Consider the following 25753-nt stretch of genomic DNA (forward strand, 5'->3'; position numbering starts at 1 on the left):
GTATTTAGTTTGTTTTATAAAGAATCTTTCTATTCGTTTTTACTTTTCGAGGAGTCTGCTATATAATAGACTTAGTTCGATAATCGTAATAAAAGGGAGAGATGAGAATGGTCAAAAGTTTGCCGAAACGATCAGAAGTGAAAGTGGAAGAGACGTGGAACCTCCATGATTTATTCAAATCGGAAAGCGATTACAATGCCGCTTTAGAAGAAATCCAAAAGGAAGTCGCTGCCTTTGCAGAGAAATTCAAAGGCAACATCACTGATGAAGACGCTGTCATCGAAGCGATGAAAGGCTACGAGGATATCCGCAAGAAACTTGTGCCGATCGGTACATATACTAGCCTCTCCATGAGCGAAGACCAGACGAATGACGAGGCGCAGATGCGCGCAAGCAAATTCGGATCCATCGCCGCAAAACTCGGCAGCCAGCTGTCCTTCATGGGAAGCGAATTGTCCGAGCTGCCGGCTGAGACACTTGAAAAAGCTGCAGCGAAATCTGATGCATACAAACACTACTTGAACGAAGTGATCCGCGAAAAGCCGTATCGCCTGCATCCGGAAGTCGAAAAGACGCTTGCTGCATTCTCTTCCGTACTTGGCAGCCCGTATGACCTATACAACACGACAAAGCTTGTCGACATCAATTTTGGCGAGTTCGAAGTGGACGGCGAAAAATTCCCTCTCAGCTATACTTCTTTCGAAGGCGGCTGGGAATCCGAACCGGATACGAAAAAGCGCCGTGCGGCATATGATGCATTCCAATCCAAGCTCCGTGAGTACCAGCATACGACTGCGAAGACATACGATATGCATCTTCAACAGGAGAAGACGATGGCTGACGAGCGCGGCTACAAGGACGTCTTCGAATTCCTCCTGTTCGACCAGGAAGTCGACCGTTCCATGTATGACCGCCAAATCGATCTGATCATGAAGGAACTCGCGCCTCATATGCGCAAATATGCGAAGCTTCTTCAAAAGGTGTATGGACTTGATGAAATGACGTTCTCGGATCTGAAGATTCCTCTTGATCCTGGATATGAACCGAAAATCTCTATAGAAGAGTCCAAAAAATACATTGATGATGCGCTTGCCATCATGGGCGATGACTACGTCAACATGGTGGACCGCTCGTATAAGGAACGCTGGACGGATTTCGCGCAGAACATCGGTAAATCGACTGGCGCCTTCTGCTCAAGCCCGTATGGCATCCATCCATACATCCTGATCTCTTGGACAGGCAGCATGGAAGATGTGTTTGTGCTGGCGCATGAGCTTGGCCACGCCGGCCATTTCTATAATGCGCACAAACATCAGAACATCTTTAACTCGCGTCCATCGCTCTATTTCATTGAGGCGCCATCCACGATGAATGAGATGCTCATGGCAAACCATCTGCTGAAGAATTCGGATGATCCGAAATTCAAGCGCTGGGTCATTTCGTCCATCGTTGCCCGCACCTACTACCATAACTTCGTCACTCACCTGCTCGAAGCGGCTTACCAGCGCAAGGTCTATGAGCGGATCGACGAAGGCGGCAGCGTGAATGCGAACGTCCTTAACAAATTGAAACGCGAAGTGCTGGAAGAGTTCTGGGGCGATGATGTGAAAATCAACGAAGGTGCCGAGCTCACATGGATGCGCCAGCCGCATTACTATATGGGACTCTATCCATATACGTACAGTGCAGGTCTCACAATCTCTACACAAGTCTCGAAGCGCATTCTGGAAGAAGGAGAGCCGGCAGTACAGGACTGGCTCAAAGTCCTTCAAGCAGGCGGCACGAAATCCCCTGCGGAACTTGCGAAAATGGCAGGTGTCGATATTACGACCGAGCAGCCGCTGCGCGACACTATTGCTTATATCGGTGAATTGATCGACCAGCTGGTTGAATTGACAGACGAGATCGAATCTGCAAAAGTGGATTGATGGAAAGAGGCTGCCCCCGGATTTTACCGAGGGGCAGTTTTTTAGATGTCCCTTCTGGTTTTATATGAAGTGTGGCATTGAAAACCTACATAAATTTAGCTATGATGGGAAAAGCAACTTTTAGAAACGAGTGAATTTCATGCAATCGACTGAATCCAACCTTTTTATACGCCTAGGATGTCTTGCGCCTATTCTTGGGATCGTGGCGTTATTCGTGCTGATCCGGCAGGACCGGATATTGCCCGCCTTCCTCTTCTTTGTACTCTTTTTCGGAATCGCTGTGCTCTTCCTGTATCTATCGGGACGTTATGAAGAGAAAGCGAAACAAAAGCAGGCCGACTACTTGGCGACTTTTACGCCTTCAAAGCCATCCTATACGGAGTCACATTCGTTCATCAGCTTTGACTTGCTCTCGAAATTGGCTGTAGACGACAAGAACAAACGGATTTACTTGTGGACTCCGCCGATGAAGAACGGCAAATATGTCAACAAGGCATATAAAGGGATGCCCTATGAGATAAAAGATTATCCTTTCAAAGATCTGCTCGCTGTCTGTATTTATGAAAACGGCATGTTGAAAAGGGCCGATAAAAAGCCTGGAGATCGCACAGAAGAAAGACTCACGGCTCTTGGCCAGACCGTAGGAGATCCCGCCGCCACAAAAATCTCAGCGGCCAAAAAAATCATCCACCGGAAAGTGGCCACCGTGGAAATGAAGCTGATCTTCGATGATGCGGACCGGCCAGCCCGGATTATCCGTTTCTATGAAGATCTTGATAAAAGACTCGCGAAAAAGTCGGCAGATTATCGAAAGATTGAACAGACCATCGATCAATGGGAACATCTTCTCACTTATGTGATGGAGTCAAGCCAGTGAACCAGCCGGACGAGCGGCTGGTTTTTTTAATGTACTAAACTATCTGAATATAATTTGGATATTTAGTTTCAAGTATAGTACGATGGAGAAGAAGAATTGATTTCCAAACTAAGGGAATGGGGGATCAGTATGATACTTTCAAAACGATTGCAGGCAATGCCGCCGCACTTCTTCTCGTCGCTTGTCAAAAAAGTAGATGCGGCAAGGGAAGCGGGCCTAGATATCATCAATCTGGGCAGGGGGAATCCGGATCAGCCGACGCCTCCCCATATTGTGAAAGCGCTCGTAGAAGCAGCCGAAAGACCTGAATCACACGGGTATTCACCTTTTAATGGAATCCGCGAGTTCCGCGAAGCGGTGTCGTCATTTTACAAGCGCGAGTACGGCGTAGACATCGATCCCGATACGGAAGTCGCCATCATCGGGGGATCTAAGATCGGGCTTGTTGAGCTGCCGCTTGCAATGCTGGACCCAGGCGATCTGATGCTGCTGCCGGATCCGGGGTATCCTGATTATCTGTCCGGCATCCACCTTGCCGATGTCAAGTACAGGACGATGCCGCTGCTTGCTGAAAATGAATTTCTGCCAGATTACGAGGCTCTTTCTGAAGACGTCAAACAACAGGCGAAACTTATGTATTTGAACTATCCGAACAATCCTACGAGCGCTGTCGCTTCCCTCCCCTTCTTTGAGGAGACGGTACGATTCGCCCGTGAACATGACATATTCGTCCTTCATGATATGGCATACGGAGGCATCGGATTTGACGGGGAAAAACCGATGAGCTTCATGCAGGCACAAGGGGCAAAAGAAGTCGGCATTGAAATGTATACGCTTTCAAAGACTTATAATATGGCTGGCTGGCGGGTCGCTTTTGCCGTTGGAAACCGCCAGATGATTGAAGCGATCACCAAGCTCCAGAACCAATTGTTCATCAGCATCTTCCCTGCCGTCCAGCATGCAGCAATTGCCGCCATCCAAGATGAGCAAGATTGCGTGCAGGAAATGACCGATCTGTATGAAAAGCGAAGAGATGTCCTGATAGCGGAATGCCGCCGCATCGGCTGGGAAGTGGATGCGCCGAAAGCATCGTTTTTCGCGTGGCTCCCTGTGCCGCCTCCTTACACGAGTGCACAGTTCGCGGATTTACTGCTGTCTAAAACAGGCGTTGTTGTCACGCCAGGCATCGGCTTTGGAACACACGGCGAAGGGTATGTCCGCGTCGGTCTGCTGGCAGATGAGGAACGGATCCGGGAAGCAGTATCGAGAATCGAAGAGCTTGGCATCTTCTCCGCAACAGAAACCGCCGGAGGGAAACTCAGCTGATTTCCAATAAGAAGGCCCGCCCTTTTTTTACAGGCGGGCCTTTTGGTCAAACGAAACCGATGTGGACGGAATCGGCGATGTTCCGGTATCCGATTTCCTGATAGATTTTATTCGACGTCGGATTCGTCATATCCGTATACAGCGTGCAGAACTCATATTCTTTTAATAGTTCATGTGACACGCGGGCAACCAAGGACCGCGCATATCCCTTCTTCCGTTCTTCACGGGGTGTGAAGACAAGGGAGACCGTGATGCCGCGATCGGTCGGGCGCGACTTTTTCAACATAGCGACGGTCTTTCCTTCCGCTTCCCATAGGAACACTTCACGCCCTGCTATGAATTGATCAACCTTAGCCCGCGCCGCCTCTGCATCCGTCTTTGGCAGGTGCGTGTCTTGTTCAAACTGCTGATACCACTCCAAAATCAGCCCGCTGTCCGCTTCACTGGCTACTCTGAAGTCTCCCTCGCTATAGGAAAGGTCCGGAACTACCCTGTCCAGGCGATAGATCCCTTGGTCCATGAGCACTTCACTTGAAAGGCCAAGGGTTTCCGTCCAGCATTCAGCAAATTTCTCCGCAGTCTCTCTCAGCCCGATTAAAGAAGGGACTTTGACTTCACGTGTCACAAGAGAACTGATCGCTTCGCGGATGATGTCCCCTTCCCGCCCATCGTCTGCAATAATCACATTCATCGGATGCGGCGGTGTCATCTGAAACAGAGCAAGCACCTCCTCTTTTTCCACCATTGCTGCCATGTAAGGACGTTCATATCGGCCTTCGCAAATCCCTTTCAACACCCCCGCAAACAAGTTGTAGCGGTCTTCCCCCTCTTGCAATATAGGAGCCGCCAGCCGCTTAAAATGCTGTGAATCTTTACTTTCAATAAGTTCCATCCCATTTACCCCTCCCCTATTTCAATGGAGTATATCGCATTTCTAGCATTAAAAAAAGAAGCATCCTGCAACGGACACTTCTTTCTTACCAGAACTGAGGTTTCTGCACCATCAGCCATAACATGACCAGCATAAGCGTTATGTATTGCCATGTTGTCTTCTTCAGTTTTCGGATGATCAGCTGTTTATCGGCTGCTGGATCGAAATCTTTCAGCACCCGTGAGAATCCTCTTGCAAGGAACACGATGGATATGAGCATTACAGCGACCGTCATGACAACCCAGGAGGTGTGCCACGGCCAGAGTCCGAGCATAATGAGTAGCACTCCTGTGATGACAAGGACATGGCCCGCATGCATGACGAGCCGGATGATCGTTTTCAGCAGGGATAACAGCGCGCCTTCCAATTCACGCGGAGACTTGGCAAGCTTGCCGATGATCGGCAGAAGGACAAACAGCGGTCCCGTTGCAAGGATGGCGCTCAAGATATGCAGATAGAGGATGGTCGTGTAGAAGTCCACTTTCATGCCGCCATCTTACTTCTCTACAGGGCTGAATTCGTGTACCCAGACGCTCATTTTCGGAAGCCAAGGCATTTTAGGATGCATGGAAAGGATGGACTGCTTATATTCTTCCAGCGAATCAAAACCTTCCTGTTTCGCCTCTTCATCTGTCAACTCCCCGAGAGTCTGAGAATATAGTTTATCTACTTTGTATTCCTTGCCGTCCAGAACCATAATCTCACCTGGATAAGCATAGACACCGTTGCGGCGTGTCGCTGTCTTTTTCCCTTCCAGCACTTTTTGGATATCTTCAGGAACTGTTACAAGGCGTTCAACTGAACATGTTTTTTCTGGGTAATCCGTCATTACTGACAACTCCTTTAGCTAACATATATATGTAGTGTACCAACAGAATTAGAAAAAGACGAGAAATGTTACCTGTGTCTGAGAAGAAGGAATGCCTAAGACCTGCCCCTCGCTTTCTCATATACATACTAGACTACATGATAAATATGGGGGGATCTCATGCATTTATTCACAGTACTGTTGATCGGCATCGCCGCAAACCTTGATAACCTGGGAATCAGTGTCTCCTATGGCCTACGCGCAAGCCGGATCCCGTTCAGATATAACTTGGTCATCTCGATCATTTCGATGGTGTTCACCTATGCATCCATCACTCTGGGCAGCGTGCTCTCAGGCTATTTATCCGCACAATCCGGGAACGTCATCGGCGCATCGCTGCTCATCGCCCTCGGTGCATGGCTCCTCATCAAACAGCCTGCTGCGCAGGATGGAAAAAGCGGCACAATCAAAGAAATCACATGGAAGGAATCACTTTTTCTAGGTTTTATCATGGCCGTCAATTGCCTGTCGATCGGCTTTGGCGCAGGCATCGCAGGCGTTGAACCGGTTCTTGCTTCTGTTTCCGTAGGCGTATTCTCGTTCCTTTCCATCCATATCGGCGTGAAAGTCGGCCATCTCATCGGACCTTCTTGGTTCGGCAGGCAATCGGATCGGATTGCCGGTTTGCTGCTCGTCGTCATCGGGCTGTTCGAAGTGATCGGCTGAAAAAGAAAGAGCCTCCGCATAACCCGGAGGCTCTTCCGTCTTTATTCCACAACAAGCTCGTAAACTTGATGCTCGTGCAGCCCTTCCTCGTTTTTCACATGGACCTGAATCTGGTAGGTCCCTGCTTCCTCGAACCGTTTGAAGGTGCGGTATTCGCCCGCTTCCATCTCGACAGCATCCAAGTACTCATGGGCATCCTCTTCTTTTGCCGCGTTCCAGACTTCATAGCGGACATCCGCTTTTCCGAGAGGTTCCCCGTCTTTCTGGACATGGGTAATGAACGTCAGCGTATCGCCTGTCTTTGCATTTTTCGGCACCATGAAATGCATGGAGAAACCTTCCGCTCCATGATCGTGATGATGACCTTCCTCATAATGACCGCCTTCGCCGATTGTGATTTCCTTTTCAGGCATCGTATGCATATCACGCGCAGTCACGTGTACTTGGACATGGAACAAGCCGTCGTGCTCAAACGACATTTCACCTTTATACAGACCGTCGCCCGCAAGCTTCGAGTCCACCATATCGCCTTCGCCTTTCTTTCCCTCCTCCCACACTTCAAAGACCACTTCGTCCGCGTCATCGACAAACGTGTCGCCTTGTTTGACAAGCGCTTCAAAGGTTACCGCTTCGCCGGCTTCCGCGTGTTCAGGCACCGTCAGCTCGACCGAGATCGGCACGACCGCCTGACTGTCAGCGGATGTGTCATGCGCAGGCGCCTCCTCGTTCTTGTTCTTTCCACAAGCCGCGAGAGCCAGCAGCAGGATAAGTGATATGATTATGTATGATTTCTTCATCTAGAACGCCTCCTCTTCTTTTTCAGCTTAGCGCAGTTCTTTCACTACCGTCAATTTGATTGATATGAACGGCTTGCATGCGACACGCTTTAGACGTACTTTGGACACAAATCATTCATATTACTGCAGATGTGTTTTTATTTGTGCATTCAACCGGAAAAGGATAGGATAGAAACAACATGATTGGAGGGTACCCTATGCAACCAAGTGATCGGCTGATCTCTTCGCTCCCGTTCTCCCGGGTGGAACGCACCGTCGAGTGGTTTGTACAAAAGGAAAGGCAGCTTCAGCATGCAATCCTCTTGTTTGAAACGGAAGTCCACACGCCAGATCGGATTTTCCCGATCCATCATGTCCAGGATGTCTCCTACCGTCCGTTCTCAAGCGGTTCGGGCTTATTTTATCTGCATACGAATCAAGGACTCTTCTCCTTTTCCATCGCAACCGATCCGGAGCATTTCATGTCTTCCTACCGAAAGCTGCGCGGTGATTTCTTTCCTTCCTGACGATAGCCAAGCAGTTGCTTGTCAGACTTGTTTCAGATGATCTTGCCTGTGGTATAGAAGAATATAACCATATAGGAGGGAATCATTATGACAATGAAACGAATTGTGGAAAACGCAGTGCAAGCGAAGAAGGAAATCGAGGATTTGACAACACAAGGGTTCACTCACGATGATATTTATGTGTTCGCACATGATAAAAAGCGATCGGAAGACATCTCTGACGCCCTCGATACAGAACAAGTCGGCATGAAGGAACAAGGCTTCCTGGACAGCATGAAAAACATGTTCACGTCCCGCGGCGATGAATTGCGCAGCAAGATGGAAGCAGCTGGCCTCTCGAAAGAGGAAGCGGCCGATGCGGAACGTGAACTCGACCATGGCAAGCTTGTCATCGTCGCCAATAAATGATCATAATGTATTGAAGAAGCGCCATCCATGAGCGGGTGGCGCTTCTTTTGCTTTCCCAATTCACCAATTTCCGATATGATGGAGACGGAAAGCAGGTGCCAAAAAGATGGACAGTAAGATTTGGAAAATAGGATTTTTCACAGCCCTCACCTCATTCGTCCTGATGATCCTCGGAACAAGGACAGTACTCGGCAATGAACTGATCTTCAAAAATTACCTGACGTTCGCCATATTCAGCGTCACGATCGGGATGCTGGCGATCCTATTATTGTTCTATAAAATGAAAGCCAGCTTTTGGATTTTCATGATTGCGCTTATTCTCGGATTCGCCGAGATGTTCAGAAGCTTTGTGATGGACAAGGAATTAGGGGATGCTGCGGGAATTCTGTCTCTCTTCATTTTCACCACACTCGGCTTTGGTGTTGCATTGATTGTCCAAGCGGTCAAAATGCTGATCAAACCTTCGGATAAAGGACAAAACCATCCTTCTTGATTGGATGGTTTTTTGCTTTAGGATTGGACTGTTGAATTGGCTGGTGGGTGAATGTTTTAGCGGAAGCATGGCTTGATACGCGACGCAGATTGCTTGGCGCGCTGTCTTGCTTACTTGCCGGAGTGCGTTGCTTACTTTACAGCTATCGTTGCTTATTTCCAGGCGTATGTTGCTCACTTTTCAGCTGTTGTTGCTCACTTCGCCGCATGTGTTGCTCACTTCATGGCCAGTATTGCTCACTTCGACGACCACATTGCTTACTTTCCCGGCACGCGCTGCCGTCGCGGCGCACTTTGCTGCCCCTCGGCTCGGTGCATTGCTTACTTTGCGGCGTGTGTTGCTTACTTCGCGCGTTGTATTGCTCACTTTAGCGCATTCGTTGCTTGCTCCGCCGCATGTGTTGCTCACTTCGCGGGTTGTATTGCTCACTTTGACGACCACATTGCTTACTTTCTCGGCACGTGCTGCTGTCGCGGCTCACTTAGCTTTGCTGCCCCCCAGCTCGGTGCATTGCTTACTTCGCGGCGTGTGTTGCTTACTTCGCGCGTTGTATTGCTCACTCTAACGCATTCGTTGCTTGCTACGCCGCATGTGTTGCTCACTTTGCGGCCAGTATTGCTTACTTTTCCCTGCGCTTTGCTTACTTTGCCATTGAAACGACAAAAAAAACGCACACCTTACGCGGAAGGCCGCGTAAGGTGTGCGTTTTATCATGCCAATGCTTTCTGTTTCTTGATCTGCTTGCTTCGAAGCTGTCCGCAGGCAGCGTCGATGTCAGTGCCATGTTCAAGCCGTACGCCACAGTTGATGCCGCGTTTTTTGAGCGTTTCGTGGAATGCCTTGATGGCTTCGTTTTCGCTCCGGCTGTACTGGCCGTGTTCATCGACCGGATTGTACGGGATCAGGTTGACGTAGGCCAAGTGGCGTTTGTTCGCCAGCAGCTTCGCCAATTGTTCCGCTTCCTCGACGTGGTCATTGACGTCGCGAAGGAGGATATATTCGAATGTGATCCGGCGGTTTGTCGTTTCAAGATAGTAATCGATCGCTTCCATCAGCTTCTCGATCGGATATGCCTTGTTGATTTTCATGATCTGCGTCCGCAGCTCATTGTTCGGCGCGTGTAAGGAGACAGCCAGGTTGATCTGGATATTCTCTTCTGCAAATTCCCGGATCTTCGGCGTCAGGCCGCTCGTTGAAACGGTGATATGCCGCGCCCCGATAGAAAGGCCTTTCTGGTCATTGACGACCCGCAAGAAGTTCATCAGGTTCGTGTAGTTGTCAAACGGCTCCCCGATGCCCATGACGACGATATGGCTGACGCGCTCTTCATTGCCGAGTGCATCGAGGTGCTCTTGCACTTTCATGATCTGGCCGACGATTTCTCCCGCATTCAGATCGCGGTTTTTCCGCAGCAGTCCGCTTGCGCAAAAACTGCAGCCGATGTTGCAGCCGACCTGGGTCGTCACGCAGACCGATTGCCCGTACGGAAATTTCATCAGGACCGTTTCGATCAAGTTGCCGTCTTCCAGGCGGAACAGGAATTTCACTGTGCCGTCTGCTGACACTTGTTTTACTTCTTGTTCAAGCGTCTGTATATGATAGTGATCCTCCAGCAGCTGAAGGCAGTCTTTATTGATATTTGTCATGTCCGCGAAAGAGGTGACCCGCTTTTTATAAAGCCAGTCCCATACTTGGGCGGCGCGGAATTTCTTTTGGCCATTCGCAACAAGGAAGTCCGTGAGTTGTTCTAACGTCGAACCATATATGGATTGTTTCATTTCAATTCCCCGTTTCTCGTTTTGCATTCGGTAATTATAACACAAAACCATGGCCAGTTGCATAAAATCACGCTTTTTTCTTCTCCGATGGGGACCCTTGTTCACGGTCCTGCTTTATTTTCATGACGAGTACAAACACATTCATCAGCGCAAGTACCGCAAGCATGGTGCCGAAGCCTGTCCTGCCCTCCATGAACCGGGTTACGGCTAAAAACGCAAGAAACACAATCAGAGCGACATCCACGTATTTCGGTGTCAATGAAGCCACATCCTTCCGAATTGAAAGTCGGGTCCATTGCCCCGCAAATTCAACTCCAGTATATCATGATGCGGCCGCTCCGTCATCAGCGGAGGAATGAAGCGAGCGCTGAAAACAGGGCATCCATCTGCTCGTCGGTACCAATGGAGATGCGAAGAAAGTTCCGAATCCGCGGACTGTCGAAATGTCTGACGAGAATGCCGCGCTCCCTTAATTGCTCATAGATGGATCGGGCCCCTACGGTCGGATGCTCCGCGAAAAGGAAGTTCGCGTCCGAGGGAAGCACATGAAAACCGATCTCTGCCAGTCGTGATGCCGCCCGCTCCCTCGTCGCTTTGATGGCTTTGATCGTTCCGGCAAAGTAGTCTTCATCTTTAAAAGCGGCTGCGGCCCCTGCAATTGCGAGGCGATCGACGGGATAGGAATTGAACGAATCCTTCATGCGGTTGAGCGCTTCGATCAGCGCCGGCTGGCCAAGCGCGAACCCGGCGCGCAGTCCCGCAAGCGACCGAGACTTGGATGCCGTCTGGATGACGAGAAGGTTCTCATGCTCCTCGATCAGGCGGATGGCTGAACCGGGCGCGAAGTCGGCATACGCTTCATCAATGATGACCAGCTTGCCGCGATTGCCTTTAGCGATTTTCCCGATCGCCTCCAGCGGCTCGAACAAACCTGTCGGCGCATTCGGATTCGGAAAGATCACGCCTCCTTGCGAATGAATGAACGATTCGGCAGATAAGGTGAAATCGCCGTTCAGCGGCACCAGTTCGAACGGGACATCGAACAACTTTGCATATACCGGATAGAAACTATATGTAATATCAGGGAAGCGGATCGTTTTGCCTGGCTCGAAAAAGGCCATGAATGCGAGTGCCAGAACTTCATCGGAGCCATTGCCGACGAACACGTACTCGTTCGCCAAGCCATAATAGCGGGCGATCGTCTCGCGAAGCGGATCCGCGAAGGGAGAAGGATACAATTGCAGCTTTTCAATTTCCGCGGCGATCGCTTCTTGCACAAGAGGGCTTGGCGGGTAAGGATTTTCATTCGTATTCAGTTTGATAAATCCCTGATCCTTCGGCTGTTCGCCTGGCACATAAGGCTCCGCAAGACGCGCCTTCGTGCTCCATAGTTCACTCACCTGATCCGCCTTCCCCTCCGCTTCTTTCAAGAAGCACATTCTTCACATCATCGATCGAGACACCTGTCATTTCCATGAGGACAAGGGAATGATACACCAGATCGGCGAGTTCCATCGCAATCTCCCGGCGGTCGCCATTCTTTGCGCCAATGACCACCTCCGTCGCCTCTTCCCCGATTTTTTTGCACACTTTATCGATCCCTTCCCTGATCAGATAGGAAGTATAGGAACCCTCCGATGGATTGGCGCGTCTCTCCTTGATGCTGTTCTGTACGTCTCTGACAATGTTCCTCTGCGTGCGCCTGATGCTGCCGCTTCCTGAGCCGAAACAGGTTCTTTCGCCGGTATGGCAAGCAGGACCGAGCGGCTCCACTTCGAGAAGAAGCGTATCCCGGTCGCAGTCGAGCACCATCCTGACGACCCGTTGCCGGTTCCCCGACGCCGCGCCTTTATGCCACAGTTCCTCTCTCGAACGGCTATAGAACCACGTCTCACCTGTCTCCATCGTCTTTTGAAGCGACCTCTCATTCATATAAGCAAGCATCAGCACTTCGCCTGTCCGCTCATCCTGGACGATTGCAGGAATCAGTCCGCCTGGCCCAAAGACGATCCCCTCGGTATTCAAAAGCATGAGATCTCCCCCTCTGCAAGGCTATCCTTCAAGTCGCTGATCCGAATGTCGCCAAAGTGGAAGACAGAAGCGGCCAGTGCAGCGTCCGCGCGTCCCTCTTTCAGGACTTCCCCAAAGTGCTCCGGCTCTCCGGCCCCGCCGCTCGCGACGACAGGAATCCGGACTGACTTGTGCAAGGCTTCATAGAGGGCAATGTCATATCCATCCCGCATTCCGTCCCCGTCGATGCTGTTGACGACGAGTTCACCGGCGCCGAGCTGCTCGGCCTGTTTCGCCCATTCAATTGCGTCTATGCCGGTCGCTTTCATGCCGGCCTCCCCGAAGACTTCCCATTTCCCTTCCCCTGTCTTTCTCACATCCATCGATAACATGATGCGCTCAGGCCCATATTGTTCCGCGGCTTCCTTCACAAAATCGGGGTTCCGAAGGGCTGCACTATTGATGGAAGCTTTGTCGGCGCCCGCCGCAAATACCGCCGCCAGATCGCCAAGCGACTGCAAGCCTCCTCCCACGATGAAAGGGACAGATGTTACGGCTGCGATTTCCTCGATCAAGTCCAGGAATATGGCCCTTCCTGTCCGGGTTGCTGAAATATCATAGAAAACGAGTTCATCGGCCCCTTCCGCGACATATTTTTTTGCAAGTTCAAGCGGATCGGCGACTTCCTTCACTTCAAGGAATTTCTTCCCTTTGACGACTTTCCGGCTATCTATATCCAAACAAGGAATAATCTTTTTTTCTTTCATAGCTGCTCCGCCCCCAGTAAAGATTCAAGTGACAAATTGCCTTCGTACAGGGCTTTCCCGATGATTGCTCCGTACAGGCCCTTGTTGCGCAATTCCATAATGTCCTTCTCTGTCGTAACTCCCCCTGATGCGATGATGCGGACAGCGGAAGCTTTCGCGAACCTAGCTAGTTCTGCGATACTCGGCCCTTCCAGCATCCCGTCCCTAGAGATGTCGGTGCTTACAGCTGTCTGGACGCCTATCTTCTCAAGGTCCATAAGAAGATCGAGCGCTTTGACAGAGCTTGCCTGCGTCCAGCCGTCCGTCGCGACAAACCCGTCACGTGAATCGATGGAGACGGCAATCCGCTCCCCGTACTCCAAGACCGCCCGCCTTAGAAAATCCCTGTCCCGCACCGCAGCCGTCCCGATGATCACTCGAGCCGCGCCAAGCTCAAGCAAAGTCCGGACCCTGTCCAGGTTTCGGACCCCTCCGCCTACCTGGACAGGAACTTGGACCGCCTCCGTCAATTCACGTATTGCAGACAGATTTTCCGTTTGTCCTGATTTCGCCGCGTCCAGATCGACGACATGGATATATTCAGCTCCCTGCCTTTGCCACTCTTTCGCCATATCAGCAGGCGACTCGTGGTAGACTGTCTCTTGCCCATAATCCCCTTGCCTGAGCCGGACACACCGCCCGCCCAGGATATCTATCGCTGGAAATAAAATCATCCGTTTCCCCTCCTCATAAGATCCCTTTTGTCGAAGGGACTCCCTTCACGTCCGGATTCAGCGCGGCTGCAGCGCCGAGCGACCTTCCAAACCCTTTGAAGATCGATTCGATTATATGGTGACTGTTCTTTCCATATTTCAGTTCAATATGAAGCGTCATGCCGCTGCTTCTAGTGAACGCCAGAAAAAACTCCTCGACCAGCTCCGTATCGAATGAACCCACTTTTTCTTTCATTCCATCGACCCGAAATACAAGGAACGACCTTCCGCTAATATCGAGCGTAACAGCGGAAAGCGCCTCATCCATCGGCGTCATGGCATGTGCATACCGCTCAATCCCTTTTTTATCACCCAGCGCCTCACGGACCGCCTGGCCGAGTACGATGCCGATATCTTCGATGGAATGATGCTGATCCACCTCCAGATCCCCGTCGCATGATACCGTCAAGTCGAAGCGGCCATGCGCCGCGAACAGTGTCAGCATATGATCGAAGAAACCGACCCCCGTCCGTATGTCCGTCTTTCCCGTTCCGTCAATCAATAGCGCAAGCTCGATCGACGTTTCGGCTGTCTTCCGCAAGACTTCCGCTTTTCTCATCCCTAACGTTCCCCCTTCTGATCCGCACCGCATCGGCGTGCCCCTGCAATCCCTCCGCTTCCGCGATTGCTATGATATCGCCAGCCACTTCATCGAATGCTTTCTCCGTGAATCGGATGAGGCTCGATCTCTTCTGGAAATCGTATACGCCGAGCGGTGAGGAAAACTTTGCCGTTCCGCCTGTCGGAAGTGTATGGTTCGGTCCCGCCATATAATCGCCGAGTGCTTCCGGTGAATACGGGCCGATAAAAACTGCTCCAGCGCTATGGATGGACGGAAGATATTCCATCGGATTCTCCATCATAAGCTGGAGATGTTCCGGCGCCAGCCGGTTCGCCGTTTCAATCGCTTCCTCGATCCCCGAAGCCATGATGATCCGGCCATTCTTCTCAATCGAAGCTGCGGCGGTCGTTTTCCGTTTCATCCGGCCTAGCTGGATTTCGACTTCCGCGGCAAGTGCCCGCGCAAACGTCTCGCTTGTGGTGATGCAAACAGCCGCCGCCTGCTCATCATGCTCCGCCTGTGATAACAGGTCGGCCGCCACATACGCTGCACTCGCCGTTTCGTCTGCGACGACACAGATCTCGCTCGGCCCCGCAATCATATCGATTGCGACATCGCCATGCACCCACTTTTTCGCACTGGCGACAAACTGGTTGCCGGGGCCTGTGATTTTCAGCACTTTCGGAATGCTCTCCGTTCCATACGCAAGGGCAGCAATTGCCTGGGCGCCCCCGATTTTATAGACGGCGTCCACGCCGCAGAACCTTGCTGCAGCTAGAACTGCCGGATTCACGTTGCCAGTTTGATCTGGCGGGGTCACCATGACCAGCTGCCGGACACCCGCAAGTTTTGCAGGAATCGCATTCATGAGGACAGTGGAAGGATACGCCGCTGTCCCGCCCGGCACATACATGCCGACCCTCTCGATCGGTGTCACCAATTGCCCGAGGAGGATTCCGTTTTCTTCTGTCATGAATGAAGAGCGCTCCTTCTGGCCTTCATGGAATGCTCTGATCCTTCTCTCCGCATTCACCAGCGCCCTCATCAGCCGCTCTGGGACCATCCTTTCGGCTTCCTGGAACTCCTCTTCTGAAACTCGGAAGTCGGTCAGCCTCACGCCATCGAACCGTTCTGTCAGTCTCCTCAGCGCCGCATCGCCCTCTTTACGGACTTGCCGGATAATATCGAGGACTGCCTGATCCGTACCGCCCTCCGCCTTTCCATTGCCATCCACGGCCATTTTTTCGCGGAAAAACTGGTCCGCATCGAGCACTCTCATCTGCATAACTCCTTCCCTGATTCGACCGCCATGATGAATTCCTGGATCCGCTGCGTCTTCGTCGCATAGCTTGCTTTATTCACAATAAGCCTTGCACTGATATCCGCAATCTCCTCAAGGACCACGAGGCCGTTCTCACGGAGTGTGGATCCCGTTTCGACGATATCGACAATTACATCCGCGAGTCCGATGAGCGGCGCAAGTTCTACGGAGCCATTCAGTTTGATGACTTCCGGCCGGATCCCTTTCCGCTTGAAATGGTCCATGGCGATCTTCGGATATTTGGAAGCGACGAGGAGCCGTTCATCCGGCAGCGGACGATTGAAACCTGCCACGGCCATCTTACAGGCACCGATGCCGAGGTCCGCCAGCTCATATACATCCCGCGGATCTTCCATCAAAATATCCTTGCCGATCACCCCGATATCCGCCGCCCCTTTTTCCACATACGTCGGAACATCGACCGCTTTCACATCGAGCAGATCGATCTGACGCCGCTCATTGCGGAATACGAGCTTCCGGCTTCCTTCGCCGTATCCATCAAAATCAATTCCGGATGCACGCAGGATGGAAATTGCCCGCTCTGCCGTACGCCCTTTTGCGACTGCGATTGTAAGTGGCACCATCAGCCGCCCCCCCTTTCCAAGAGCGCTTCAAGCTCTTTTCCTGTTTCAAATGAAATCCTTTCACCGCAGCGCGATAACATCTGTTCTCCATTGTTCAAATCCACGAACAGCGTTGTGTCTTCCTTTCCAGCCCTCTTTGCCATGCTGGCCCGGAAGCCGGCCCGGCGCATCTCCTCCGACAGCCGGATTGCCAGTTCCACGCTCTGATCATCGTAATAAAAGCAGATCTGCCTTGCTTTGCTGCCGGCAGGCGGCTGCTCCATCGCTTCCATCAATGAATCCACTTCGAATGCAAAACCGACCGCATGAAGTTCGGCACCGAACTGGCGGACGAGACGGTCATACCGCCCTCCCATGAGAACCGGCTTGCCGAACGTTCCTGCATACCCCTGTATCGCGATGCCTGAGTAATAATCCATGTCATTGAGCAGGCCGAGATCGAGATTGATATACTCGCCGTGACCGTAGATTCCGAGAAGGCGGTTCACTTCTTCCAAATGGTTGAAAAGATGTTCCATCCGCTGTCCCTTGAACCAAGTCCGCGCATTTTGCAGAACATCAGACGGCTTTCCATACAGTTCAGGAATCTTGCGGATGATCCTGTTCTCGGGCGCGTCATCCATCTGACCAAGCATGCGATGGAGTTCAACCTTATTTTTCGTTCTGATGAGCTGTCTAATAAGATCTCTTTGGGATTCCGGAATGTTTGCGGCAAGCAGTTGAAAAAGTTCCGGCATGCCCATTTCAATGGTGATCTGCGGAAATCCCAGATCTTTAAGAGTCTGGATTGCAAGCGCAACCGTCTCGGCATCCGCCATCGCAGTCGTTTCCCCGAAATATTCGACGCCTGCCTGTATTCTCGACAGCGGCGCATGCGCCTCTCCTGATGTGCGGAACACTTCCTGTATGTAGTAAAAACGGTGTTCGCTTGTCAGCTTTTCTTTCGCATGAGACAATTCCTTTGTAATCGGAATGGTCACGTCCGGCCGCAAGACGAGCACTTCACCGGCGCCAGAGATCACTTTGACCATCTCTCGCCGGTCGATGGAACTTCCTGCGTCCATGTATAACTCATACGATTCCAGGGCTTGTGTCCGCACTTTCTCGAAACCGTATGATTCAAACCGATTTTCCATCGTCCGCAATGTCTGTTGAAAGAATCTGTCTTTCCTAGCAAGTACAGTCACTGTGTTCCCCCATTCCTTGCATGCACTCATGTGCAAAGTGTATGCATCATCGCTTTATTACTTTACTGTGATGAAGTTATAGAGTACTATAATATCAGTTTTCAGTTTTGTCAACCGAAAGGAGAATTTTGCAGTATGTTTGATTACCATATGCATAGCGAGTTTTCAGGAGATTGTGAGATGAAAATGGAGGATATGGTCCTTGCCTCGATTGCGGCAGGTCTCAAGGAGATCTGCTTCACCGATCATGTCGACTATGACTATCCGGATGACTCGATCTTTTTTGATTTTGATAAAAAGAAATATGCCGCAGAGATCAAGCGGCTACAGAAGGCATATGAGGGGCAGATCCGGATCAAGAAAGGTGTCGAGATCGGTGTCCAGCCGCACATTCTGCAGCAATGCGCGGAAATGGCGGAGCAGGAGGGCTTCGATTTCATCATTTGTTCTATGCACACCGTGGAACGAAAAGGACTGCATTACGGGGAAATTTTTGAAGGCCGGACGACAGAAGAGGCATTTACGGCGTATTATTCGGAGCTGCTCCGCTGCGTCCGCTCTTTCGACTCCTACTCGGTCCTTGGACATGTCGATCTGATCAAGCGTTATGCAAAAGAGAAAGTGAATCATCCTTTCCATGACTTGCTATCGGAAATTTTTAAGGAGATCATTCCTGCCGGGAAAGGGATCGAGCTGAATACATCCGGCGTCCGGTATGGGCTGGACTGCGGACTGCCGAGTAAGGACGTGCTGCAGCTGTATAAGGAATGCGGCGGGGAAATCATCACACTTGGATCCGACAGCCACCGGACGGAACATGTCGGCTACCAGTTCAAGGAATCGCTCGATTTATTGAAATCCATCGGCTTCCGCTATATCGCGACATTCGACAAGATGAAACCTGAATTCCATCCGATTGAAACGTTGTAATACATTTCGGCTGACAGGATGATCCGCCTGGAAGAAGAAGCAAGACGTCCCATCCATCCACAGCCGGCAAAAAACTCCCCGAAACGCAGCAACAGCAGACGCTGCGTTTCGGGGAGTTTTAGTATCCTATTTTTATCTTCCTGCAATATATGTCTTGATCAGAGCGAGGCGCTCCCGGATGTTTTGCTTGGCGCGGACGGAGCGTGGTGTTTTCGCGCCGATACTGTCTGTTCTGAGCCCCATATGTTCAGCAAGTTTCCGCGCACGGGCAACATGGTAATCGCTTGTAATGAGCGTGACTGAATCCACGCCTTCCGGCAGCAGCCGCTTTGAAAACAACAGGTTTTCATATGTCGAAGTGGATTCTGTTTCCAGCAGAAGACGATCTTCCGAAATGCCGTGTTCCACGAGGTACCGACGCATCGCTTCCGCTTCGGCAATCCCTTCATCCGGCCCTTGTCCTCCTGATAGGATCAAGGATACATGGGGATGCCTATCTGCGTAGTCCGCCGCTTTTTCCAGGCGGTATCTCAATGAAAGCGAAGGCGTTTCCCCGTTCACTTTCGCTCCTAGGACAATAGCGTACGCGTTTGTCCCATCTGCAGCCGGCCCTTTTCCTTCTTCCATCCAGATGCCGGACATGACCCAAAGGGCAGCCATGCCAGCAAGCACAATGATTACAACGATTCCGATCCCCCATCTTTTGCGTGTCTTCAAGAAGAATCACCTTTCCGTATGCCCATAGTGTATGACGGAGGCTGCCGGACAATGAATTCAGCGGAGCCGCTCAACTGAAATGCCGCGGCCAGCCAGCAGTTCCGGGTAGAACGGGTCCTCCCCGATCGAGTAGACATGGTCGCACAGATGCTCGATCTCCTCCATATCATGCGAAATGTAGATGATCATCTTTCCATGCTGCTTGGCGAGCCTTTTCAGATACACCCCGATTTCCGTCTTCGATTTCAGATCGATGCCGACAGTCGGTTCGTCCAGCAGAAGCAGATCCGGATCATGCAACAGGCTGATGGCGAGGTTCAGCTTGCGCTTCGTCCCCCCTGACAATGAACGGACCGGCTCATTCCATTCCATCAGCTGCATTTCTTCGCATAATATCCGGCATTCTTCAAGCGTCCGCGGTTTCCAGGACAGTTTATTGAAAAACTCCATATTCCCTTTGACCGTATATTCTTCCCATACGGAAATCTCTTGAGGCACGTAGCCGATCTTGCGCCGGATCGCTTTCAATTCGCCGTCATACTGCGTACCATGTAAACGAAGCTCTCCTGACGTAGGTTGCATGGCCGTTGCGATAATTTGGAGAAGCGTCGACTTTCCGGCCCCGTTCTCCCCGACAAGTCCAATGATTTCGCCAGGTTCCACGGTGAAGGAGATGCCGCGCAGGACCGTTTTCCTGCGGTATCTTTTTGCAATATCTGTCACTTCAAGCAATCCGTTTCCCCCCTTTCCATAGCCACGCACAAAGAAGCAGCAGAAGTACTATGAGCCAGGCTCCCGGGAGTCCGCTCTTCAATAATGATTGAACCGGACTCAGCGCCTCGATCCACCGGTACTGGCCTTGGATGCCGTCCAGTGGAATCAAGCCGCCCCCAGCGACCGTAAGCAGCAGGCTGACAGCAATCCCCGTTCCGTAGTAAACAATAAGACCGTCGATGACGATTGCGAACAAGAACGCGAACATGTTCATCGTCAGCCGGAAGACTAGCAGCGCGAGCAGAAACTTTCCTGTCACGCCCTCCCCAAGGAACACGTGGAACAGCCATACCGCCAGGCCATCCGCCAGCAGCGTCAAGCCTGTGTACAGCAGGAACACCTGCAGGGCATACACTTGAAACGGCTTCGAGCTGTATAGCCACCGGATCTTCATATCAGGCGCGCTTTCCTTGATCATCCAGTCGAAAAGGAAAAATGCGCTGATGATGGCGAACAATGCCCATGCCCCCCAGCTATCAAGGAGCGGCAACTGTTCCGCCTGTTTCCCTTCAGCTCCGTACACGAAACGCGTCTTTAAGAGCTCCTCTTCCTGTTGCCTGCTTAACGCGGAGGCGGTGACTTTTTCATAGTCCCATTGGTCCGACATGCCATAGTCATTGAACAGGCGCTCAACAATGTACGCGGCTTTGGAGCGGCTGAGATCTTCTTGCGCCAGTGACATGACTGTCTCCCGCGCCGCCGTATAGGCGAATGACCGGTTGGATGAATACCCGGTGATCAGTGCGTTCCGTTTGCCGGCCAGGACGTGTTCCCCATATCCTTTTTTGATGATGAACACGCTGTCGAGCTCATGCTGCGCAAGGGCATGGAGCGCATCATCCTCATCCAATTCCCTTACGGCGAGCAAGCTGTCCGCCTTCAATTCTTCTGCAAGCCGCTCAGCAAAAGGGGACTCATCTTCCATCACGAGTCCGATCGGCACTTTCGCATGCTCCTGGAAGCTCCCGACTCCTCTCATTGCGAGAATCGTGAGCAGCGGCGGAATCAGCAGCCACATGAAAACGCTCTTCCATTCACTTTTCACCCGAGACGTGATCATGCAGCCACCTTCTTCCGAACCGCAATGGATAGCCAAAGAAGTGCAAGCAGTGCCGCCGCATGAAGGGCAGGCTCCATGAAGTCGGCGTAATTCCTGCCGTCCACGATAATGTCGATCAGCCACTTCATGTCAACATAGGAGAATAGATAAGGCAGCTGTTCCTGCAAGGCCTGCGGAAAATAAATCGCGGGCACAATCGCCCCGCTCATGAACACGACAGCGGCAGTGAAAAGAGTTTGCAGAAAGAGCCCCGCTTTCAGCTGGCCCGCCCAGACACCGAGCACAGCAATCCCAGAAACGAGCGTCAAACCGTACAGACCTAGGAACAGGAACACCCGTCCATAATCCACCGCATAAAAATCCGCCTCGGCATTTGCAAGACCGAGGGACACGAGCAGCAAAACCGGCACGAAGGAGCAGAACCAGGCGACCAGCAGCCGTGCCCCTGTCCGCTGTCCCTCTGTGACGCCGAACAGCCGCAGCCGCATGCGCATCGCAGGTTTCTCTTCGGTCCCGAGCAACGTATACAAGCCGAGGATCCAAATGGAAAATGTGGTGAACAGCGCGGCGACAGAATAATACATGGCTGGGGAGGACGTCGCGGCATTGCGGATCTTCTCTTCATCCAGCAACTTATCTTTCCCAAGGGTGTACAGCGTGAAATCCATGAATTGGCGGAACATCAGATCCATCCGTTCGTCTTTCTTCATCGGCGTTTCCTTCGCATAGTCATTGATGACAAGGATGTTCGCCTGCGCTGCACCGATATACCGGGCAAGACTGTCGAGCAGCCCTTTTACAATATAGCTGTCAACCGGGCGCGCCGGATTGAATGCAACCGGCAGTGTCACAGGCTTCCCTTCGTACAGCCGTTCTGTAAATCCGCTTGGCAGTGAAATGTATGTACTGATCTCTTCATTCGCCAGGCTGGCTTGCGCCTGCCCCTTTGACTCGCTCCTGATTTGCAGGAATGTGTCGTCTCCTGCCGATTCTGTCAGCAGCATGCTGATGAGTTCCGATTCCTTCGTCTTATCCTCATCGACAAGCGCCACTTTGATCGGCTCTTTCCCTTCCGGTACAAGGAGGCCTGCCAAAAGAAGAACGGCGAGTCCGATGAGCACGGGCGGAAATAGAAAAAGAAGAAGAAGGGTCCCCCACTTCTTCTTCAGCTGTTTCAATTGTGCAGTTGTGAAAAATAGCATGTTCCGGATCGGCTTCACACTGTTCACTTCCTATCAGGCCGGCTTCAGTAGCCCAGCTCGTTTTCGAGATCGCCCATCAAGTCCATGACCCATGACTCGAAGTCGTCCATGATGTCTCGTTCAAAGAATTCTTCCAGCTCTTCCTCGGTCATCACTCCGATATTGACGGTCTTCTTCTCAGGATCCGGCATATCGACCTTCTTGACGATCTTGCCGTTCTGCTTCACGTGGAGGGTGACCATATCAAGTCCGAAATCTTCCCCTTCCAGCGTGAATTCATGATCCGCTTTCATGGAGTCCTTCTCGTGCACAGCCTTTCCAGTCCAGACAAGCGCCGGCTCGGAAAATCCGTCCGAGAATGAAAGTGACCGGTTGAAGGTCCGTTCGTTCCCCTTCAATTCTTCTTTTCCGTTATAAGTAAGTTCCATGTCTTCCAAGACGATTTTCATGGAATCGGAGGCTTTGTCATCTTTCCAATTCAGGTCGCCCGTGAATGAGACGACACCCCCGTCGCCTGCCGACACATCATTGCCTTCGATGGCATAATCCCATTTTTGATTATCCTCTTTCAAGCGCTGGATGCCGCGGATCTTAAGCTGCACGAGATCATCATCTGACGGGCCCGCCGTCATTTTGAAATCACGTTTGACGATGCTGTTCTTCACATGCCAGATCGTCGATGTAAGTCCATCCGGCAATCTGATGTCATCGACGCCTCTTGCAGCATCATCCAATCCATCCTCGAAGTCCCGGATCATTTCTGTCAAGTCGCTTGCTGTCATCTCATCCGCCATCGAGGAGAAGGAGAGCTGCTCTTTGATCAAGGCCTTCAGCTTCTCATCATTACGGGCTTTCTGGAATAAATTCTTCAGCAGTGATTTTACTTCCTCTTCCGTCAGCGCCATCGTCACACGCTGCGTTTTCAGCTTCTCCCCGAACACGTCCACTTGCTCTTTTTCGCTGGTGAACGCATCTTTTGGAAGTTCTTCATACAAATAAGTGAAATACTCTTTCTGTACATAGTTCCGGAATTCTTCCGACAGGCCGTATTTTTCTTCGAAAAGGTGGGAAAGGCCAAGCGTCTCTTCGCCCGTATAGGCATCAGGATCATCTGTCTCCCTCATGAACTTCCCATAATCCTTGTCGTCGAAGCGAATCACTTGATCCGTGAACGGCAAGGCGAGCAGCAGACGTTCAGGCGTGATGAACAGTTTGCCGAGTTCCGAATCAATGTTGCCGAATGTGAACCTGGCATTCGTCTCCCATTCTTTTTTGACGGGATCCTTCACTTGGCCAAGCTGTATTTTGACACTGTTGACGATGGACTGGATCTCCTCCATGTCATAGTCGACATACGGATCATTCCACTCAGCCGACAGGTCATAGATCGTCTCGACCGGCTTCTTCTTCTGGACTTCCATCCAGTCAGCTTCATTTTGATAACGTGCTTGCAGTAATTCATTCATCTGGCTGATCGTCTTCGTTTCCGCAAGCAAGTATTGCACTTTCGGTGATTTGTTCAGGAATAAAAATGCAGACACGGTGCCAGCCGCGGCTACGAACAATACGGTCAACACGATAATCAGCAGGGCAGGCGATTTCCGTTTCACTGCCTGAGGTTGTTCTTGTTCCACTATTCACTCTCTCCTATTCTCGGTTACTCGTTTTCACACATCATAGAGATTCTACTATAAAGCTTCAAGATTTGTGCCAAATTTCGAGAATTGATTATTTACCACCATTTAGTAAATGGGTGGTTGGTTCTGTGAAAGTGAGCCGAACAACCCAGTGACCGCTTGCCTATAAAAGAACAGGACAAAGGAAACCATTCCTTTGCCCTACTTCTTAGTGCTCCACTCTCTCTTTTCGGTTCACTGCGCTATGCACTTCAGTCGGCAGGCCCCATAGCTGGATGAAACCGACGGCAGCGGTCTGGTCGAACTGGTCCTCGGATGTATAGGTGGCCAGTTTCTCGTCATAGAGTGAATTTCCGGACTTGCGGCCCAGCACGATCGCATGGCCTTTGAACAGTTTTACCCGGACCGTCCCATTGACGTGTTGCTGGGTCTCTTTAATAAATGCTTCAAGAGCCGGGCGGAGCGGGGAAAACCAGAGCCCGTTGTAAATGAGTTCGCTCAGTTTTTGTGAAACGAGCGGCTTGAAATGGGCGACGTCCTTCACAAGCGTGATATCTTCCAATTCCTTATGTGCTGTCAGGAGCGTGACAGCTCCCGGGCATTCATACACTTCTCGGGATTTGATGCCGACGAGGCGGTTTTCCACATGATCTATACGGCCGACCCCATGTTTCCCTGCAATCTCATTGAGCGTAAGAATCAATGCGTCCAGCGGGTATGCTGTCCCGCCAAGCGTGACCGGGACCCCTTTTTCGAATCCGATCTCAATGACGTCCGGCGTGTCCGGTGCGTCTTCGATCGATGCCGTCAAGCCGAATGCGTCTTCCGGCGGCGCCGCCCATGGATCCTCCAGGATGCCGCATTCGTTGCTTCGGCCCCAGAGGTTCTGGTCAATGGAATACGGGCTGTCGAGATTGATCGGAATGGGGATGTTCTTCTCTTTTGCATACTCGATTTCCTCTTCCCGCGACCAGCTCCATTCTCGGACCGGGGCAATCACTTCAAGCGAAGGATCCAGCGCTTTGATGGCGACTTCGAAACGGACCTGGTCATTCCCTTTGCCCGTACAGCCATGGGCAACCGCATCCGCCTGCTCCTTATGGGCGATTTCCACAAGTTTTTTGGCGATCAACGGGCGAGACAGCGCGGATACGAGCGGATACTTCTCTTCATACAGCGTGCGCGCCTGCAATGCGAGGAGCACATATTCTTCCGCAAACTCCTCTTTCGCATCGATGACATAACTGTTCACCGCACCGACTTGCAGTGCTTTCTGCTGGATGAAATTCAAATCTTTCCCCTCGCCGACATCCAGGCAGCACGCGACGACATCATACCCTTGATCGGTGAGCCATTGCACCGCCACTGATGTATCCAGGCCTCCGGAATATGCCAAAACCACTTTTTTCTTTGCCATCCTCATCATCCTCCATTCACTCTTATGTATTATTATTCATTTAAATGTATGTTTATAATATCATAGAGTTGATGAATTGCAAGGATAATGTGAAAAAAGGGGTGTCTGAAAAGACGAAAATCGCCAGAACCGGCACGCTTTCCGCGGGCACGGCTCAAGCCAATTGGACAGCGCAGGGTCCATTTGGCCGTATTTCTGCGGTTTAACCATTCAGAAGCCATTAATTTGAAGAAGATGGCTAATTAGGCTTGGAGG

General features: G+C 51.3%; 29 protein-coding genes. 8 read left to right on the top strand and 21 right to left on the bottom strand.

Annotated features, from left to right (window positions below; all coding sequences use genetic code 11):
* Positions 1 to 107 precede the first annotated feature (107 nt).
* From pepF to ACZ5FK_RS04920, 3 genes are all read left to right on the top strand, one after another.
* Positions 108 to 1928: an oligoendopeptidase F gene (gene pepF, locus ACZ5FK_RS04910; protein WP_464806793.1), complete on the top strand. Its 1821-nt coding sequence runs from the start codon at positions 108 to 110 to the stop codon at positions 1926 to 1928.
* Between the two features lie 139 nt (positions 1929 to 2067).
* Entirely contained in the window at positions 2068 to 2805 is a 738-nt protein-coding gene (locus tag ACZ5FK_RS04915) for a hypothetical protein (protein ID WP_464806794.1), read from the top strand.
* 129 nt (positions 2806 to 2934) lie between these two features.
* Positions 2935 to 4131 (top strand): aminotransferase class I/II-fold pyridoxal phosphate-dependent enzyme, encoded by a 1197-nt coding sequence (locus tag ACZ5FK_RS04920; RefSeq protein WP_464806795.1) that lies wholly within the window; start codon positions 2935 to 2937, stop codon positions 4129 to 4131.
* 46 nt (positions 4132 to 4177) lie between these two features.
* Here ACZ5FK_RS04920 and ACZ5FK_RS04925 read toward each other — a convergent pair whose 3' ends face one another.
* The 3 genes from ACZ5FK_RS04925 to ACZ5FK_RS04935 all read right to left on the bottom strand — a co-directional run bounded on the left by ACZ5FK_RS04925 (position 4178) and on the right by ACZ5FK_RS04935 (position 5891).
* The gene (locus ACZ5FK_RS04925) at positions 4178 to 5023 is read right to left on the bottom strand and encodes a GNAT family N-acetyltransferase (protein ID WP_464806796.1); all 846 of its coding nucleotides are present in this window, start codon (positions 5021 to 5023) and stop codon (positions 4178 to 4180) included.
* A gap of 85 nt (positions 5024 to 5108) precedes the next feature.
* Positions 5109 to 5549, bottom strand: a complete 441-nt coding sequence (locus tag ACZ5FK_RS04930) for a DUF2269 family protein (RefSeq protein WP_464806797.1) — start codon at positions 5547 to 5549, stop codon at positions 5109 to 5111.
* Between the two features lie 9 nt (positions 5550 to 5558).
* Positions 5559 to 5891: an ASCH domain-containing protein gene (locus tag ACZ5FK_RS04935; RefSeq protein WP_464806798.1), complete on the bottom strand. Its 333-nt coding sequence runs from the start codon at positions 5889 to 5891 to the stop codon at positions 5559 to 5561.
* Between the two features lie 159 nt (positions 5892 to 6050).
* On the opposite strand from ACZ5FK_RS04935, the gene ACZ5FK_RS04940 reads away from it, so the two are divergent.
* Positions 6051 to 6596 carry a manganese efflux pump MntP gene (locus tag ACZ5FK_RS04940; RefSeq protein ID WP_464806799.1) on the top strand — a complete coding sequence of 182 codons (546 nt, stop codon included), beginning with the start codon at positions 6051 to 6053 and terminating at the stop codon, positions 6594 to 6596.
* Between the two features lie 41 nt (positions 6597 to 6637).
* Here ACZ5FK_RS04940 and ACZ5FK_RS04945 read toward each other — a convergent pair whose 3' ends face one another.
* Positions 6638 to 7393, bottom strand: a complete 756-nt coding sequence (locus ACZ5FK_RS04945; RefSeq protein ID WP_464806800.1) for a FixH family protein — start codon at positions 7391 to 7393, stop codon at positions 6638 to 6640.
* Positions 7394 to 7590: 197 nt separating this feature from the next.
* Here ACZ5FK_RS04945 and ACZ5FK_RS04950 point away from each other — a divergent pair, with 197 nt between their 5' ends.
* The 3 genes from ACZ5FK_RS04950 to ACZ5FK_RS04960 all read left to right on the top strand — a co-directional run bounded on the left by ACZ5FK_RS04950 (position 7591) and on the right by ACZ5FK_RS04960 (position 8800).
* On the top strand, positions 7591 to 7899 hold the full coding sequence (locus ACZ5FK_RS04950) for a hypothetical protein (protein WP_464806801.1): 309 nt from the start codon (positions 7591 to 7593) through the stop codon (positions 7897 to 7899).
* Positions 7900 to 7986: 87 nt separating this feature from the next.
* Positions 7987 to 8307, top strand: a complete 321-nt coding sequence (locus ACZ5FK_RS04955; RefSeq protein WP_464806802.1) for a YflT domain-containing protein — start codon at positions 7987 to 7989, stop codon at positions 8305 to 8307.
* Positions 8308 to 8413: 106 nt separating this feature from the next.
* Complete coding sequence (locus tag ACZ5FK_RS04960; protein ID WP_464806803.1) at positions 8414 to 8800, top strand: hypothetical protein; 387 nt, start codon at positions 8414 to 8416, stop codon at positions 8798 to 8800.
* 180 nt (positions 8801 to 8980) lie between these two features.
* Here the strand turns inward: ACZ5FK_RS04960 and ACZ5FK_RS04965 are convergent, their stop codons facing one another.
* The 11 genes from ACZ5FK_RS04965 to ACZ5FK_RS05015 form a co-directional block, all read right to left on the bottom strand.
* Complete coding sequence (locus ACZ5FK_RS04965) at positions 8981 to 9229, bottom strand: hypothetical protein (protein WP_464806804.1); 249 nt, start codon at positions 9227 to 9229, stop codon at positions 8981 to 8983.
* Positions 9230 to 9510: 281 nt separating this feature from the next.
* Positions 9511 to 10578 (bottom strand): dual-specificity RNA methyltransferase RlmN, encoded by a 1068-nt coding sequence (rlmN, locus tag ACZ5FK_RS04970; RefSeq protein ID WP_464806805.1) that lies wholly within the window; start codon positions 10576 to 10578, stop codon positions 9511 to 9513.
* A gap of 67 nt (positions 10579 to 10645) precedes the next feature.
* The gene (locus ACZ5FK_RS04975; protein WP_464806806.1) at positions 10646 to 10837 is read right to left on the bottom strand and encodes a hypothetical protein; all 192 of its coding nucleotides are present in this window, start codon (positions 10835 to 10837) and stop codon (positions 10646 to 10648) included.
* Positions 10838 to 10922: 85 nt separating this feature from the next.
* Entirely contained in the window at positions 10923 to 11978 is a 1056-nt protein-coding gene (gene hisC / locus ACZ5FK_RS04980; protein WP_464806807.1) for a histidinol-phosphate transaminase, read from the bottom strand.
* Complete coding sequence (hisIE, locus tag ACZ5FK_RS04985) at positions 11971 to 12609, bottom strand: bifunctional phosphoribosyl-AMP cyclohydrolase/phosphoribosyl-ATP diphosphatase HisIE (protein ID WP_464806808.1); 639 nt, start codon at positions 12607 to 12609, stop codon at positions 11971 to 11973. The genes hisC and hisIE overlap by 8 nt, the downstream gene beginning before the upstream one ends.
* Entirely contained in the window at positions 12600 to 13355 is a 756-nt protein-coding gene (gene hisF / locus ACZ5FK_RS04990; RefSeq protein WP_464806809.1) for an imidazole glycerol phosphate synthase subunit HisF, read from the bottom strand. Before hisF ends, hisIE begins: the two co-directional genes overlap by 10 nt.
* Positions 13352 to 14068 (bottom strand): 1-(5-phosphoribosyl)-5-[(5-phosphoribosylamino)methylideneamino]imidazole-4-carboxamide isomerase, encoded by a 717-nt coding sequence (hisA, locus tag ACZ5FK_RS04995; RefSeq protein ID WP_464806810.1) that lies wholly within the window; start codon positions 14066 to 14068, stop codon positions 13352 to 13354. The genes hisF and hisA overlap by 4 nt, the downstream gene beginning before the upstream one ends.
* 13 nt (positions 14069 to 14081) lie before the next feature.
* Positions 14082 to 14666 (bottom strand): imidazoleglycerol-phosphate dehydratase HisB, encoded by a 585-nt coding sequence (gene hisB / locus ACZ5FK_RS05000; protein ID WP_464806811.1) that lies wholly within the window; start codon positions 14664 to 14666, stop codon positions 14082 to 14084.
* Positions 14602 to 15948, bottom strand: a complete 1347-nt coding sequence (hisD, locus tag ACZ5FK_RS05005) for a histidinol dehydrogenase (protein ID WP_464806812.1) — start codon at positions 15946 to 15948, stop codon at positions 14602 to 14604. Before hisD ends, hisB begins: the two co-directional genes overlap by 65 nt.
* The gene (hisG, locus tag ACZ5FK_RS05010; RefSeq protein WP_464806813.1) at positions 15945 to 16574 is read right to left on the bottom strand and encodes an ATP phosphoribosyltransferase; all 630 of its coding nucleotides are present in this window, start codon (positions 16572 to 16574) and stop codon (positions 15945 to 15947) included. The genes hisD and hisG overlap by 4 nt, the downstream gene beginning before the upstream one ends.
* A complete protein-coding gene (locus ACZ5FK_RS05015; RefSeq protein ID WP_464806814.1) occupies positions 16574 to 17761 on the bottom strand; it encodes an ATP phosphoribosyltransferase regulatory subunit in 1188 nt (395 codons plus the stop codon). The genes hisG and ACZ5FK_RS05015 overlap by 1 nt, the downstream gene beginning before the upstream one ends.
* A gap of 180 nt (positions 17762 to 17941) precedes the next feature.
* Here ACZ5FK_RS05015 and ACZ5FK_RS05020 point away from each other — a divergent pair, with 180 nt between their 5' ends.
* Entirely contained in the window at positions 17942 to 18691 is a 750-nt protein-coding gene (locus tag ACZ5FK_RS05020) for a histidinol-phosphatase HisJ family protein (RefSeq protein WP_464806815.1), read from the top strand.
* 132 nt (positions 18692 to 18823) lie between these two features.
* On the opposite strand, the gene ACZ5FK_RS05025 is transcribed toward ACZ5FK_RS05020, so the two are convergent.
* The 6 genes from ACZ5FK_RS05025 to ACZ5FK_RS05050 all read right to left on the bottom strand — a co-directional run bounded on the left by ACZ5FK_RS05025 (position 18824) and on the right by ACZ5FK_RS05050 (position 25498).
* A complete protein-coding gene (locus ACZ5FK_RS05025) occupies positions 18824 to 19408 on the bottom strand; it encodes a YdcF family protein (protein WP_464806816.1) in 585 nt (194 codons plus the stop codon).
* Positions 19409 to 19465: 57 nt separating this feature from the next.
* Positions 19466 to 20131 carry an ABC transporter ATP-binding protein gene (locus ACZ5FK_RS05030; RefSeq protein WP_464807365.1) on the bottom strand — a complete coding sequence of 222 codons (666 nt, stop codon included), beginning with the start codon at positions 20129 to 20131 and terminating at the stop codon, positions 19466 to 19468.
* Between the two features lies 1 nt (position 20132).
* On the bottom strand, positions 20133 to 21242 hold the full coding sequence (locus ACZ5FK_RS05035; protein ID WP_464806817.1) for an ABC transporter permease: 1110 nt from the start codon (positions 21240 to 21242) through the stop codon (positions 20133 to 20135).
* Complete coding sequence (locus ACZ5FK_RS05040) at positions 21239 to 22462, bottom strand: ABC transporter permease (RefSeq protein ID WP_464806818.1); 1224 nt, start codon at positions 22460 to 22462, stop codon at positions 21239 to 21241. The genes ACZ5FK_RS05035 and ACZ5FK_RS05040 overlap by 4 nt, the downstream gene beginning before the upstream one ends.
* A 26-nt stretch (positions 22463 to 22488) precedes the next feature.
* Positions 22489 to 24078, bottom strand: a complete 1590-nt coding sequence (locus ACZ5FK_RS05045; protein ID WP_464806819.1) for a hypothetical protein — start codon at positions 24076 to 24078, stop codon at positions 22489 to 22491.
* A gap of 211 nt (positions 24079 to 24289) precedes the next feature.
* Entirely contained in the window at positions 24290 to 25498 is a 1209-nt protein-coding gene (locus tag ACZ5FK_RS05050; RefSeq protein WP_464806820.1) for an argininosuccinate synthase, read from the bottom strand.
* Positions 25499 to 25753: the final 255 nt, after the last annotated feature.

It is taken from the genome of Sporosarcina sp. GTC18466, from assembly GCF_055389225.1.